This is a genomic window from Clostridium yunnanense (genome assembly GCF_016595795.1).
In the GTDB taxonomy this organism is placed as follows: domain Bacteria; phylum Bacillota; class Clostridia; order Clostridiales; family Clostridiaceae; genus Clostridium_AR; species Clostridium_AR yunnanense.
The window spans coordinates 169,370-184,377 of the sequence record NZ_JAENHN010000010.1 but is presented as its reverse complement, the minus strand read 5'-3'; the positions used below and the strand labels follow the sequence as shown (position 1 = coordinate 184,377).

The window sequence follows — 15,008 nt, the reverse complement described above, 5'->3', positions numbered from 1 at the left end:
AAAAAAATTATATATTAAATTCTATCAACAACTTCTCTTATCTTCTTAATAAAATCGTAGCTAATTAGACTATATTTATCTTCTGCATTCTTAGAAGCATTTCCGAAAAATACGTGTGACTTTTGTTTTACCGATGGATCGATTTGTTCGATAAATGAAGCAATATGTATCTGATCACAGCCAAGCTTTGGTGCATACTCTTCTACATTATGAAGCTTTATGCCACCAGGGAGGATTTCCAACCTGTCACCACAGTGCTCAATCATCTTCATAAGTAGCTCATATCCATCTTCAATAGTGTTCTCTTGTGCCTTTGTAAGTACTCTTTTAACCCCTAAATCCATAAGTATATCTAGTGCCTCAAAGACATCAGGTACAACATCGATGGCTCTATGAAAAATAACCTCTTTATCTCCTGCTAATTCAATAATTCGTTTGCATCTTTCAACATCTATTCTTCCATCTTCCTTCAATATACCGAAAACTATGCCATCAGCTCCGCACTGTAAAGCTACCTTAACATCCTTTTCCATAACTCTAAACTCTTCGTCAGTATAGCAAAATCCACCTTCTCTAGGCCTTATCATAACTACCACAGGTATGCTAAGTCTTTCTTTAGCTTCAAGTATAGCTCCAGCAGAAGGAGTAAGTCCTCCATACATTACATTAGAATTAAGCTCTATTCTATCAGCTCCACCTCTTTCTGCTTCTATAGCATCATCAACTGAACCACAGCAAACTTCTATTAGTATTTTTTCTTTCATAAACTATCCTCCAAATTTTATAAGTTTATAGTTATATATCGTAAAAATATGGTCTTCTTTCTCTATATACTGCTAATTGATTTATACCAATCTCTTTTAACCCTATAATAATTTCATCAAATCCGGCACCTACATCTTCACTTCTATGCGCATCTGAACCTAATGTAATTATAGTTCCACCAAGTTCCTTATAAAGCTTTAAAATATCAAAAGAAGGCATTGATTCTTTACATAACTGTCTCATACCAGAAGTATTAATCTCTATTCCCTTCCCCCTTTTAATCACTTCTTTAAGAATATCCCTAACTTTTTCTTCATGCTGTTTCATAAGCTTTATCTCTACATTGTGATTTGCACCATATCTTTTTACTAAATCAAAGTGACCAACACAATCAAAATCGCAGCTTACAACCATTTCGTATAATGAATTTAAGTATTTTTCATTTTGCTTTTCTCTGTTTTCTTCTGAATAGTCTCCATTTTTCAAATCTAAATTACCTAACTTATGGATTGATCCGAGTAAATAATCAAATTTGTAACCCTTAATATTCTTTTTAACGTCTTTAGTCCAATAATGCATTTGTCCCATTTCCATTCCAAATAATATTTCTAGACGTTCTTGAAATTCTACTCTGCACTTCTCTATCTCTTCTAAACTGTTTTCAACATAAGATATATCCATGCTTCCATTCTTACCATCTTCATCTATATAATACTCCAAATGATTAGTTACTATTATAGTTTGTATACCATTTTCACAGGCACTTTCGCATATTTCTCTCAGAGGAGTGTTTGAGTCTGGAGAAACTGAACTATGAATATGGCAATCTGCTTTTAAATTATTCATTTTTACATCCTTCCATATTATACTTATAGTATATTTCAAAAATTCTACACTTTCCAAAGCATAAAAAAACTGACATCATCGAAATGATACCAGTTTAAGATATAAAAATCAAATTTGATTATTTAATTCTGCTTAGTAATATATTAATTTCTAAGATTTAAAAGTTTATTCTTTAGCTGTTCTTCAATACTTTGCAATTCCACTTCTGCTTCCTTACGCTTTTGACGACCTTCTGTTTGTATTCGAAGCACTTCATCTAGAGTTGAAATCAGAGATTCGTTTGTAGCACGAAGTGTCTCTATATCTACAATACCTCTTTCTGATTCTTTAGCTGTCTCTATAGTTGACATCTTAAGAGTCTCTGCGTTTTTCCTAAGTAGTTCATTAGTCATATTAGTAACTTCATTTTGTACTCTAGCAGCATTAGTAGAATGTGCAACCCCTAAAGCTAAAACGATTTGACTTTTCCAAAGTGGTATTGTGTTCACTATTGTAGACTGTATCTTTTCTGACATTAAAGAATCATTATTTTGAACTAGACGAATCTGTGGAGCCATCTGAAGTGATATCATTCTAGTTAATTCCAGATCATGAATCTTCTTTTCAAAGCGATTACAAAGAGATACAAAATCATTAGTTGCTTGAGCATCCTCTGGAAGTCCTGACTTTGTTGCTCTATCTACCAGCAAAGGAAGTTCTTCCTTTTCCAGTTTCTCAAGCTTCTTTTTCCCTGCAAATATATACATTGACAGCTCTTTAAAGTACACCTTATTTATCTCATACATTTTATCAAGCATAGCAATATCCTTTAATAGTTGAATCTGATGACTTTCAAGTTGATTACAAATCTTATTTATGTTTGCTTCTACTTTCTCATACTTTGCTCTCACCCTGGTTATCTTCTCTGAAGTTTTCTTAAAGAAGCCTAAAAAACCCTTTTTATCCTCTTCATCTTCAAAACTCTTTAGTTCACCTACTACGCTAGTGAGCATTCCCCCTATCTCGCCTAGTTCTTTCATCTTGATATTATTTAAGGCTGTTTCAGAAAAATCTGCAATTTTCTTTTGAGCTCCTACTCCATATTGAAGTATAGAGTTAGAATTTGTTATATCAATCTTCTCTACAAAGTCATTGACCATTTTCTTCTCTTCGTCTGTAAGATAACTTTCATCTAGCAAATCCGTCTGCTTTTTTTGTTCTTGAACCTTAGGTGTAGTTACATTTTCTTCAAAAGGGTCAAAAGTTAAACTTGGTGTAATATTGATATTTTCTTTAAGTTCATCATTCACTCTTAGTTCCTCCTAATAATTCACTATACTATTTCTTGAAATCATTTTTCGTTAATCCCTCTTGTGTAAAAAGTGTTTGTAGTACAGAGATGTCAGTAGAAATATCTAAAGCAACGTCTGCAAACAAATCATCCAGAAGCTTCTCAAAAGCATGATTAACAGTATCAATTGTATTTTCAATCTCCACTTTAGACTTTTTTATATTTTCTCCCTGAACAGCTTGATCATTTAACTCTTTATAAGTACTGATCAATTTATACGTCATTGGCAGATAGTGTCTTATAAACTTACTAACTGCTGACAACTTCTTAGGATTATTCTCTACAAAGTTAAGTATTTGCCTCACAATATTCTGAAGCCTATCCAGTTTAGCAGAAATTATCTCTACATGTATAGAATCATTTAACTTCTTTATCTGTTCAATATAATTATTGCCAATTTCAAGTGTACTCTTTAGCTGTTCGTCTTCAATGTCATTTATTTTTTCTTCTTCTTGTTCTTTTTTCTCATTTCTAAGTTCATCTTCCTTACGCTTCTTATAAGCCGCCTGTGCATCTAGATAATTATCATAAACCTCATTACTTATCATGAGCAATGTGTTATTATCATCAAGATGCCCTTGAGTAAACATACCAAGTTCAATCATTTTTCTCAAATCTTTTACAACGAACTTTTCTTTCTCTCCAATAGCTTTAGCCAATTTTTCAATATTACAATAGCCACTATTACCAAGACAACTTATATATTTTCTAAAACGTCTCACTCTTTTCCTCAAGCTTATACCTTTGAAGGTCATTCCCATACTTATTATAAAAAATGATGCTAACACTCCAAGTCCAACAAGATTTGCTATTAAGAACTTTCCTAAAACCGAAATAAATGCTGCGTATACCACCGTTTGAATACCAAACACCACACTACCAGTAATCCCTAAAGACATGTAAACTACTCCAGATACACGTCCCACTGGTTTTTTATCAACATACTTTTGTATTTCTTTTTGATCTTTTATTACTAAATCGTTGACGTTCCTGTATTGATTTTGCATCTTATCCTTAATCTTCTCATTAACCTTTTTAGTTTTGTTCTTCATAGTTTCTTTTACTTCATTTATAGTATCTTCTGCTTTATTATTAAAATCTTGTTTAAGATTATTTATATCTATATCTATGGAATCCAATGCATTTTTAACCGTATCTTTAATTTCACGTTCTAAATCTGAAAAATCAAGTTTACTCATACTTATGCCTCCATTTTACTTACTCCTAGCTTATTAAATTAATTAAAATTTAATAATATTGTTGCTTTATTATATATCAATATTGCAAAAATTACAATTTACAACATCTTTATTTTTTACCAATTTAATCATTATAATTTTAATTTATAGTAATAGATTATGCTAACAACTTCATGATTGCTTCCTCTCTCTGTTAATAAAGTGAGCCAGTTACAATATCCTATGTTTATGCTTAAATTTAACTATAATTATTTTTTATAAATTATATAAAAATCTTTCACATAACTAATGTAATTAGTTATTATATTAATATAATTAGTTTAGAGGTGATTTATATGAAACTAACTCAGATAGGTATGATTTATCAGTTGACTTTTTTTCCTCATATTTTTCCTGTAAATGTATATCTTATAGAGGAAAAATCTAGCCTTACATTGATAGATGCTGGAATTCCAATTAGCTTAAAGGGAATATTAAAAACTGCAGATAAAATAGGTAAACCTCTTGATCGAATAGTTTTAACTCACGCTCATAGTGATCATATAGGTTCATTAGAAAAGCTTAAGCAAACCTTACCCAATACTAAGATATATATATCAAAGAGAGAAAATAAAATTTTATTAGGAGATTTAACTCTTAATCCTAATGAACCTCAAAGCCCAATTAAAGGTGGGGTTCCTAAAAAAAGAATTATGAGCGCAGATGTATTACTTGAAGATGGAGATACTATAGAATCGTTAACCTCAATTTATGTTCCTGGTCATACTCCCGGGATGATGGCCTTCTTAGATAGGAGGAGTAATTCACTTATTGTAGGTGATGCCTTTCAGCTTAGAGGTGGTATAGCAGTAGCTGGTAAGCTAGTACCTACCTTTCCCTTTCCTAGTCTAGCCACATGGAATAAAGAGCTTGCTATACAAAGCGCAGAGAAGCTACTACAGTATGAACCCAATTTATTAGCTGCCGGTCATGGAGCGATGCTTAAAAACCCTGTAAATGCTATGAAAAAGGCCATATCGGATGCTAAAATAGCTTTATACAAATAATGTTTAAGGAGTATAAAAAATGTCACCTAGAGTAAATCTTGATTTAATTACTATTCTAAAAACAGCTGCTGATATAGCCAACACTGAAGGAATTGATGAAGTAACAATGATTGAGTTATCAAAAAGATTAAATGTGAAGTCACCTTCTTTATATAATCATATTAGTGGAATGAGCGAACTTAAAGTTAATTTAGCCATATACGGTATGGAAAAGTTATATGAATTACTAGTTAGAGCTACTATTGGTAAATCAAAAGACGATGCTATCCGTAGTTTATCAGCAGCGTATGTTTCTTTTGTAAGACAAAATCCTGGACTATATAATGCAATAATATTTGCTCCTAATACTGAAAATGATAAGTTTAAAATTACAGCAGACAAGATTGTACATCTACTCTTATTAGTTCTAAATTCATATGATTTAGAAAAGGAAGATCAAATTCATATTGTGAGAGGGCTAAGAAGTATGCTTCATGGTTTTGCTTCATTGGAACAAACTGGTAGCTTTGCAATGCCGTTTAATATAGATGATAGTTTATCTATAATGGTTGATATATTTATTGTAGGTATACACTCTATCAGAAACAGATCATAACTTAGTAAAATCCTTGTGTTTAAATAATTTCATTAATACATCTGTTCTGCAGCATTAATTACTGAGCTTTGCAAACCATAATTAGCATTGCATGATACATTGGTGCAATGCTAATTGTATTAAGTTATATACTATAATTTCTTTTACATCATCAAGCTCATCATAAGTGTATTGTAATAAACTCCATTTATATAGTTATCAGCTTTTAGTACACCTTCTACTTCAAATCCAAATTTTTTATATAACTTTATTGCCTTTATATTATCTTCTCTAGTTACAAGGGATATTTTTTTAGTTATTTTATTTGCTTTTGCCCACTGTATAAGATACTCTATCATTTTATTACCTAATCCTAAGCCGCAAAACTCTTTGGCTACAACTATTCCTAAAATTCCTACGTGCTTAGTTCTTGCTTTTTGGTTAGAGTTAATTGATGCTATGCCTACAATTTTATCCTCAATGGTAGCTAAAAATATGATAGAGTTCTCTTCTTTATGAACACCTTCAAGATAATTCTCGTAGTCTTTCAATTCTCTTATAAATTCATTTTTTCCAAAAGAAAGAAAAGCTGTTTCTCCTCCTACAATATTATAAAAATCTATAATAGTTTTTGCATCCTCTTTTATAGCCTCTCTAATACTAATTTCTTTTCCATCTCTTAAAAATGCAGTGCTCATAACTTATACTCCTTTCAATTAACTTCATAAACTAAACGTAATAAATTAATCTTCTTTTGTACAAAACTTAATAATACCAATAATTATATATTAGTGTTTTAAATAATTAAATTAATTTTAATTTTATATTCTCCTTTACTTCAGAAAAACGTGCTATATTAGTTAGCTAAACTAATATAGCACGTTCATAAAATTAATCATTATAATTTACTTGTCCAATTCACAAACAGCCTCTTCTTCATCCTCTAAATGATAAGGATAAGTAGATACAATGATATCATCATTTCTAAGCAGAGTTTCTCTAATAAAGAAACTTGTGTGGTTATGCAGAATCTCTCCAAAACGTTCATGGGTAACAAATTGAGGTACAATTACTGTTATCTTCTCTCCTTGCGCTGCTCCATCGGCGATTCTTTCTATATTCTTCAACAAAGGAGTAACCACAGCTCTAAATGGAGAGTACTTTGTAACCAGTTGTATATCTGTATCTAATTCGCTCCACCTATTTTTCAACTTTTCCTGAGCTTCCTTGTCAGTTGATATATTAATAGCAATAACACTATCACTTATGCTCTGAGCGTACTGTAATGCACCAATTGTTGCTTTATTTAAGCTTGCAATAGGAACTATTACAGTATGTTTGTATTTTATTTTAAGGTTTACTTTTTTTAGATTTAGCTGACTGATGCTTAAACGGCAAGCTATTCTATCATAGTGTGCTTTAATTCTTAACTGAATTAGTATTATAATTGGAATCAAGATTGCAACTATAAAAGCACCTTCACTAAATTTTTCAACCAAAATTATTATTGTTGTCAGTAAAGTAACTAAAGCACCAATTCCGTTAATAACAGCACTCTTTAACCAACCTTCTTCTCTTTCTTTTCTCCAATGATTTACCATACCAAATTGACCTAAAGTAAAGGATATAAAAACTCCAATAGCGTATAACGGAATCAATCTATGTGTATCCGCCTTGAATATAATAACTAAAATGCAAGCAACAACTGATAAAGCGATAATTCCATAGGAGAAACTAAGTCGCTTTCCTCTAATAGTAAACTGTCTAGGAGCAAAACCATCTTTTCCAACTATGTACATCAGCATTGGAAATCCTGTATAAGCAGTATTACATGCCATAAGTAAGATTACAGCAGTACTAAACTGAATTACATAATACATTATTCCATTATTAAATATAGCATATGCAATTTGTGAAACAACTGTAGGTCCATTTGTAATTGGTACAGCATTGTAAAATATAGCAAGTACTGAAGTACCGCCAAATATGAAAAATATCAGTGCTGCTAATAAAAGCATAACTGTCTTTGCACTCTTTTGGCTAGGTTCCTGAAAATTAGGAACGGAATTGCTCACTGCCTCTACTCCAGTTAATGCAGAGCAACCAGAAGAAAAAGCTCGTAAAATAAGGAATATAGATAAACTTTCTGTTGCCTTCGTTGGAACAGCATACATAGGTTCTGGATGTATCTTTAGTACAAAATACTTAAACAATCCATAAAGAATCATAAACATCATACTAAATATAAAAATATAAGTTGGTATAGCGAAAATCTTTGATGATTCACTTATTCCTCTTAAATTTAATATAGTCAAAATTATTATTATAGTTATAACGAAAATAACCTTATACTCTGCTAAACCGCTGAATGCAGAAATAATAGCATCAGCACCTGCACTAGCACTTACTGCAACGGTAAGTATGTAGCTAATTATAAGGCCAGCACCTGCAGATAGTCCCGCTTTAACTCCTATATTCTCATTAGCTACCTTATAAGCTCCTCCACCTTGTGGATATGCTCTAATGATCTGAATATATGAGATTGTTAGTATCAACAGCAATCCTATAATCATAAAAGAAGTCCATGTCAGCCATTGATAAGCTGTTGCACCTAAAACTATCAAAACAAAAAGAATTTCCTGAGCAGCATATGCAACAGATGATATTGCATCACTAGCCATAATTGCTAGTCCAAAAGGAATGTTATACTTTTCGCTAGCACCTTGTTCATTAGCCAAAGGTTCACCTATCAAAATATCTGCAAACTTTTTAAACATCCGTTATCCCCCCGAATTAACTTATGAAAATATGTATAGTATCATTCCAACTTTACACTTAACTATCATAATATGACTCAAAATGGTACTACCTGTCAAGAGTTACTGTTTACCTTTTCATCTTTTTTATCGTCTGTTCATCTCATAAATATGTAGCAAAAGCAATAGTATCATAAAAATATCCTACTTTTTCAGTATTTTTTTAATAATCTATCAATATAACTACTACTTAATAATCGAATACATATTTTAATTTTCCTCCTTTTCCTTCACTAAATAATTTATCTTTATTTTTCCTTTATATTAGATTAAAATTATAATTATTATAAAAATTAGTTAATAATGAAGAAAAGGATTCACTATAGACATACAGCCCTTTTCTCAATTTAAATACGCTTATAGGAGATGTGAAACTATGTCAAATGAAGTTAATTCTTCTAATTTTATAAGAAACATAATAATAGAAGATCTAGATAGTGGTAAACACGACGAGATAATAACTCGTTTTCCACCAGAACCAAACGGTTATCTACATATAGGACATGCTAAGTCAATACTTTTAAACTTTGGACTTGCAAGTGAATTCAAAGGAAAAACTCACTTAAGATTTGATGATACAAATCCAGTTAAAGAAGATACTGAATATGTTGAATCAATAAAAGAGGATGTAAAATGGCTTGGAGGAAACTGGGATGAGCTTTACTTTGCATCTAATTACTTCGATGAAATGTATAATAGAGCTGTTCTTCTAATAAAAAAAGGCAAAGCTTATGTTTGTGATTTAACTCCTGAACAAGCTAGAGAGTATAGAGGAACTTTAACTGAACCAGGTAAAGAAAGTCCTTACAGAAATAGATCTGTTGAAGAAAACTTAGATTTATTTGATAGAATGAAAAACGGTGAATTTGCTGACGGTGAAAAGGTTCTTAGAGCTAAGATAGACATGTCTTCTCCAAATATAAATATGAGAGATCCTATCATATATAGAATATCTCATTCTACTCATCATAATACTGGTGATAAGTGGTGCATCTATCCTATGTATGACTTCGCTCATCCATTAGAAGATGCTATTGAACATGTAACTCACTCTATCTGTACTCTAGAGTTTGAAGATCATAGACCACTTTATGATTGGGTTGTAAGTGAATGTGAGATGGACTGTGCTCCAAGACAAATAGAGTTTGCAAGACTAAACATGACTAACACAGTTATGAGTAAGAGAAAACTTAAGCAATTAGTTGATGAAAAAGTAGTTGACGGCTGGGATGACCCTAGAATGCCAACTATATCAGGTTTAAGAAGAAAAGGATGTACTCCTGAAGCACTAAGAAACTTCTGCAGTGCTATTGGAGTATCTAAAGCTAATTCTTTAGTTGAATCTCAAATGTTAGATTACTTTATAAGAGAAGATTTACAGCTTAAAGCTCCACTTGCAATGGCTGTGTTAAATCCTCTTAAGCTTGTAATTACTAACTACCCTGAAGATCAAACAGAAATGCTTGAAATAGAAAACAATGCTAAGGATGAATCTCAAGGTACTAGACTTGTTCCATTTTCTAGAGAATTATATATTGAAAAAGAAGATTTTATGGAGAATCCACCAAAGAAATACTTTAGATTATTCCCAGGAAATGAAGTTAGACTAAAAGGTGCATACTTCGTTAAATGTAATGAAATAATCAAAGATGAAAATGGTGAAGTAATCGAGATTCATTGTACTTATGATGTAGAAACTAAGAGTGGTTCTGGCTTTACTGGAAGAAAAGTAAAAGGAACTATCCATTGGGTAGATGCCAAAACTTGTATTCCTGCTGAATTCAGATTATATGAACCATTAATATTAGATGATGAAGAAGAAAATGAAGGAAAGCACTTCCTAGAACAAATAAATCCAAACTCTATGGAAGTATTACAAGGCTTTATTGAACCAACTGCCTTTAAAGCAGCTAAGCCTCAAGATAAATTCCAAATGGTTAGAAACGGCTTCTTTAATGTTGATACAAAGTATACTACAACTGATAAACTAGTATTTAACAGAATCGTTTCTCTAAAATCATCATTTAAATTAGTTTAATGCTTCAAATGAAAAAGCTCACTGAAGTGGGCTTTTTTGCACATATGCCTTTTCTGAACGTAGTGAAGAAATTCTGGCAGGCGACAAATTCTTATTTTTTATTCTTTAGATCACATTATGCTTTAAGTTGCTATTCATATTTATCCACAAATATAATTGAGTTATAAATTCCTAAAAAATAAAAAACAGCTAAGGCTACTAAGCCTTAGCTGTTTTTATATCTTATATACTTAAAAACTTTTCAAATCTGCTTCTTACCTTTTCTTCACCCATGATTTGCATTATAGTGTAAAGATCTGGTGTATTATTTCTGTGCGCTAATGCACTTCTAACAGCACCTGCAACGTCAGAAATCATACCTTTGAATTGATCTGGGTTTGCTTTAAATTCTTTTCTATTAGCACAGTATCCAAGTCTTATTCCTATTTCCTTTAAGTCTTCAAACCAAGCTTCTTGACTACCAGCATTGAAATTAAACTCATCTTTGTAAGTGTTTATTATTTCCTTTGCAGCTTCAATTGCAAGGCCCTTTGGAAGTTCTATTTGCTCTACTGTTTCTTTATCAAATAATTCATCGAAAAAGTAGAATATCTTATCTTGTACTTCATCCCATTTAGCATAGTCTTTTCTTGGCTTTGGACCTTCTTTGTCTATATTAAATATTTCCTTTGCCATAGCTTCATTTGATGTAACTAAATCATACATTTTATTATCATATTCTTTAGCCCAAGCAATATAATTTGCATAAACATCATCAGCCTTCATTGCAGCTATACGATCTTTTGATACGTCATTTAATTTAACTAAATCAAATAATGCGCCACTCTTACTCATCTTTTCTAATTGAACCTCAAACTCATGATAATCAGCTGTTGGATTTTCAGCTCTCCATTCTTCAAAAGTCGAGTTAACGATATTAAGTAAGTATTCTATAACTGTAACTGTTGGATATCCCACTTCTTTATAATAAGAGACAGCTGCTTCTGCATCTTTTCTCTTTGAAAGCTTTCTCTTAGATCCACCATCTTGCTTCATTATTGTAGGAATATGAGCATATCTAGGTGCTTCAAAACCTAACACTTCAAATAATTGAACATGTATAGGAAGTGAAGATAACCATTCTTCTCCTCTTATAACATCTGTAGTTCTCATTAAGAAATCATCAATAGCATGAGCAAAGTGATAAGTTGGAAGTCCATCTCCCTTTATAAGTACAACATCTTGATTGTTTTCAGGGAATGATATATCTCCCTTTATTAAATCATGAAAATCAACTCTATTTTCCGGGTTTCCTGGAGATTTAAGTCTTATTATATATTGCTCTCCTCTTTCAATTCTCTCTAAAGCTTCTTCTTCAGTAATATTTCTAAACTTTGCATACTCACCATAGTAACCTGGAGTTATTTTATTAGCTATTTGTTGTTCTCTAAGTTCTGCTAACTCTTCTGGAGTACAGAAATCTGGATAAGCGAGTCCTTTTATTAGTAAATCTTTTGCAAAAGTATTATATATTTCAGCTCTTTGACTTTGTCTATATGGACCGTATTCACCTTTAGAAGTTTCTTGTCCTGTCATACCTTCATTGAAATCTAAACCAAAGTGATGCATAGTTGCTATAGTATCATCTATTGCACCTGGAACTTCTCTCTTTTGATCAGTATCTTCAATTCTTAAATAAAATACACCTTTACTTTGACTTGCTAATCTTTCATTGATTAACGCAGCAAATACTCCACCTATATGTTGGAAACCAGTTGGACTTGGCGCATATCTTACAACCTTTGCACCTTCTTCAAGATTCCTCTTTGGGTACTTTTCCATATAATATTCTATTGAATGTTCAACCTTCGGGAATATTTTCTCTGCTAATTTTTCAAAACTCATTTAACATATCTCCTTTTTAACTATGGCGTATTTAATATTATTATTGAAAATAATGCTTATTTCAAACATCTACTTTATGAGCAATTTAAATTCAATATATTAATTAACCATAACTTTATTTTTATATAATAAAAGCCCTTCGTCCTAAAATACTTAGGACGAAAGGCTATCTTCCGCGTTACCACCTAAATTGATTAATTGCTTAATCCACTTATTTATCTTTAAGGGAATAACCCCATAAATATACTACGTTTATAAACTTTCTATCTATCGCTCCAAAGCTTCCTTCAATAGCTTTAATTTCTAGGATTACACCGTCCCTAGATCTCTTTGAATTAATAATCTATTTACTCTTCTTTATCTACGCGTTTATTAAGTTTTGATATCTTATATTTATTATTTAAAAAACACAAATCAATTATACATTTTGGAAATAATAATGTAAAGAGATTTTCTTATTTATAGAATAAAGTAATTTCCAAATTGATATTTATAATTATAGACGCAGTTAAATGATCGGATGGGTAACCACTTAATTTCAACAATACTCTTAAACATACCCTAACTATAAATTAAATATAAAGCATTAAGCCTTGCTCTTACTCTTTCTAAAATAATTACTTCTGCTATCTTTCGCATTGGTATTATCTTTTCTATTTGTATTATCTTTTCTATTAGTATTACTTTTTCTTGCATTTCTACTTTTGCCCGCATCTTTATTCTTTGATATGTCGGAACTTGTAATACTTAACTCTAAGCTGCTACCTGTATATGGATGCTCTTTAATAACTGTTATTGATTTTGATATAGTTTTTTCAATATGTTTAAGCAAATCTTTTTCTTCCTCATCACAGAAAGAAATTGCCATACCTTCTTCTCCTGCTCTTCCAGTACGTCCAATTCTATGCACGTAAGTTTCTGGTACTTCAGGTAAATCAAAATTTATTACATGAGATAATTTTTCAACATCAATACCTCTTGCAGCTATATCAGTTGCAACTAAAACTCTTATTTTCTTTTCTTTAAAATTGCTTAATGCAAGCTGTCTTGAGTTTTGTGACTTATTACCATGAATAGCCTGAGCCTGTATTCCGGATTTAATAAGATCACTAGTTATCTTATTTGCATTATGCTTAGTTCTAGAAAAAACAAGGACAGATTCAATTGATTTATCCTTTAATAGATGAGTAAGCAGATGTTTCTTATTTCTCTTTTCTACTAAATATACTGACTGCCTAATAGTATCAATAGTAGATGAAACAGGTGTCACTTCTACCTTCACGGGATTTAAAAGAATAGATGCTATCAGCTTTGAAATTTCCTTTGGCATAGTTGCAGAAAACAACATTGTCTGTCTTTTCTTAGGAAGTTTTGATATAATTCTTTTCACATCATATCCAAGTCCCATATCAAGCATTCTATCAGCCTCATCAAGAACTAAAAACTCGATATGCTGTAGATTTATATACTTCTGTTGTACTAAATCCAACAATCTTCCAGGCGTTGCAACCAAAATATCTATGCCTGCCTTTAATCTCTCTACCTGAGCTTTTTGTGAAACTCCACCAAAAATTGCAGTATTTTTTATTCCTGTATACTTTCCATAGGCTGAAAAACTTTCTTCAATCTGAATAGCTAATTCTCTTGTTGGCGCCAACACTAAAGCTTTAATATTTATGTTTTTTCTTTCAGTTTCTTTCTTTTTATATAGAAGCTGCAACATTGGTACAGCAAATGCAGCCGTTTTACCTGTACCTGTCTGTGCAAACCCCTGTAAATCCTTTCCTTCTAAAATAACTGGAATTGCTTTCTCCTGTATAGGCGTAGCAGTAGTGTATCCTTCATTCTCTATAGCCTTTAAAATAGGATCAATAATCCTTAAATCTTCAAAAAACATTTTTCTCCTTATGGGTACTTGTCAATTTAGCACCTTAAAATATTGTATAGTATTAAAAATAGTTTCGGAATCGAAGTAGTAACTCTTTATAGAGTTACTAGCTCAACTATTAATTTATACATGCCCGAAAATCCCAAGAAACAGAGATTTTCGAACAAGTATAAATTAAGTTTCGACATAGTAACTCTTTATAAATAACTAAAAACCCCTTAAATAGAATACCTATTTAAGGGGTAAAAAATCTACTAATTAAAGAATAGTAACATTTTCTGCTTGAGGTCCTTTAGGTCCCTTAGCTACATCAAAAGAAACTTCTTGGTTTTCTTCTAATGTCTTATATCCATCTGTCTTTATTTGAGAAAAATGTACGAATACATCCTTTCCATCTTCTCCTGTAATAAATCCAAATCCTTTTTCTCCGTTAAACCATTTAACTTTACCGTTCATATCATATACCTCCGAAATTTTATTATTCTTAAATTTGTTGTAATAACTAACTAATAAAATCTCGATATCATCATACTCTATTACTAGGTACTAATTGAAATATATTTTGTTGCATTATTTACTATTAATTTAAGTACTCATTAAGAATATCACAGTTTAATTTATA

General features: G+C 31.2%; 12 protein-coding genes and 1 other annotated feature. Of the genes, 3 read left to right on the top strand and 9 right to left on the bottom strand.

Going from position 1 to position 15,008, the window contains the following annotated elements:
* Positions 1 to 14: 14 nt before the first annotated feature.
* From JHL18_RS04040 to JHL18_RS04025, 4 genes are all read right to left on the bottom strand, one after another.
* On the bottom strand, positions 15 to 764 hold the full coding sequence (locus JHL18_RS04040) for a copper homeostasis protein CutC (protein WP_200266382.1): 750 nt from the start codon (positions 762 to 764) through the stop codon (positions 15 to 17).
* A 31-nt stretch (positions 765 to 795) separates the two neighbouring features.
* Complete coding sequence (locus JHL18_RS04035; RefSeq protein ID WP_200266380.1) at positions 796 to 1,611, bottom strand: histidinol-phosphatase HisJ family protein; 816 nt, start codon at positions 1,609 to 1,611, stop codon at positions 796 to 798.
* A 143-nt stretch (positions 1,612 to 1,754) separates the two neighbouring features.
* Positions 1,755 to 2,900, bottom strand: a complete 1,146-nt coding sequence (locus JHL18_RS04030; RefSeq protein ID WP_200266378.1) for a toxic anion resistance protein — start codon at positions 2,898 to 2,900, stop codon at positions 1,755 to 1,757.
* 28 nt (positions 2,901 to 2,928) lie between these two features.
* Positions 2,929 to 4,140 carry a 5-bromo-4-chloroindolyl phosphate hydrolysis family protein gene (locus JHL18_RS04025; RefSeq protein WP_200266376.1) on the bottom strand — a complete coding sequence of 404 codons (1,212 nt, stop codon included), beginning with the start codon at positions 4,138 to 4,140 and terminating at the stop codon, positions 2,929 to 2,931.
* A gap of 335 nt (positions 4,141 to 4,475) precedes the next feature.
* Here JHL18_RS04025 and JHL18_RS04020 point away from each other — a divergent pair, with 335 nt between their 5' ends.
* Both JHL18_RS04020 and JHL18_RS04015 read left to right on the top strand, forming a co-directional pair.
* Complete coding sequence (locus JHL18_RS04020) at positions 4,476 to 5,186, top strand: MBL fold metallo-hydrolase (protein WP_200266374.1); 711 nt, start codon at positions 4,476 to 4,478, stop codon at positions 5,184 to 5,186.
* Positions 5,187 to 5,205: 19 nt separating this feature from the next.
* Positions 5,206 to 5,781, top strand: a complete 576-nt coding sequence (locus JHL18_RS04015; RefSeq protein WP_200266372.1) for a TetR/AcrR family transcriptional regulator — start codon at positions 5,206 to 5,208, stop codon at positions 5,779 to 5,781.
* A 143-nt stretch (positions 5,782 to 5,924) separates the two neighbouring features.
* On the opposite strand, the gene JHL18_RS04010 is transcribed toward JHL18_RS04015, so the two are convergent.
* Both JHL18_RS04010 and JHL18_RS04005 read right to left on the bottom strand, forming a co-directional pair.
* Positions 5,925 to 6,458: a GNAT family N-acetyltransferase gene (locus JHL18_RS04010; RefSeq protein ID WP_200266370.1), complete on the bottom strand. Its 534-nt coding sequence runs from the start codon at positions 6,456 to 6,458 to the stop codon at positions 5,925 to 5,927.
* Between the two features lie 207 nt (positions 6,459 to 6,665).
* Positions 6,666 to 8,537: an APC family permease gene (locus JHL18_RS04005; RefSeq protein ID WP_200266368.1), complete on the bottom strand. Its 1,872-nt coding sequence runs from the start codon at positions 8,535 to 8,537 to the stop codon at positions 6,666 to 6,668.
* A gap of 415 nt (positions 8,538 to 8,952) precedes the next feature.
* On the opposite strand from JHL18_RS04005, the gene JHL18_RS04000 reads away from it, so the two are divergent.
* Positions 8,953 to 10,614 carry a glutamine--tRNA ligase/YqeY domain fusion protein gene (locus JHL18_RS04000; protein ID WP_200266366.1) on the top strand — a complete coding sequence of 554 codons (1,662 nt, stop codon included), beginning with the start codon at positions 8,953 to 8,955 and terminating at the stop codon, positions 10,612 to 10,614.
* Between the two features lie 222 nt (positions 10,615 to 10,836).
* Here JHL18_RS04000 and gltX read toward each other — a convergent pair whose 3' ends face one another.
* The 3 genes from gltX to JHL18_RS03985 all read right to left on the bottom strand — a co-directional run bounded on the left by gltX (position 10,837) and on the right by JHL18_RS03985 (position 14,842).
* Entirely contained in the window at positions 10,837 to 12,498 is a 1,662-nt protein-coding gene (gene gltX / locus JHL18_RS03995) for a glutamate--tRNA ligase (protein ID WP_200266364.1), read from the bottom strand.
* Positions 12,499 to 12,649: 151 nt separating this feature from the next.
* Positions 12,650 to 12,871 (bottom strand) — a binding site (T-box leader).
* Positions 12,872 to 13,084: 213 nt separating this feature from the next.
* Positions 13,085 to 14,395 carry a DEAD/DEAH box helicase gene (locus JHL18_RS03990; RefSeq protein WP_200266362.1) on the bottom strand — a complete coding sequence of 437 codons (1,311 nt, stop codon included), beginning with the start codon at positions 14,393 to 14,395 and terminating at the stop codon, positions 13,085 to 13,087.
* A 249-nt stretch (positions 14,396 to 14,644) separates the two neighbouring features.
* The gene (locus tag JHL18_RS03985) at positions 14,645 to 14,842 is read right to left on the bottom strand and encodes a cold-shock protein (RefSeq protein WP_128215213.1); all 198 of its coding nucleotides are present in this window, start codon (positions 14,840 to 14,842) and stop codon (positions 14,645 to 14,647) included.
* Between the last annotated feature and the right edge of the window lie 166 nt (positions 14,843 to 15,008).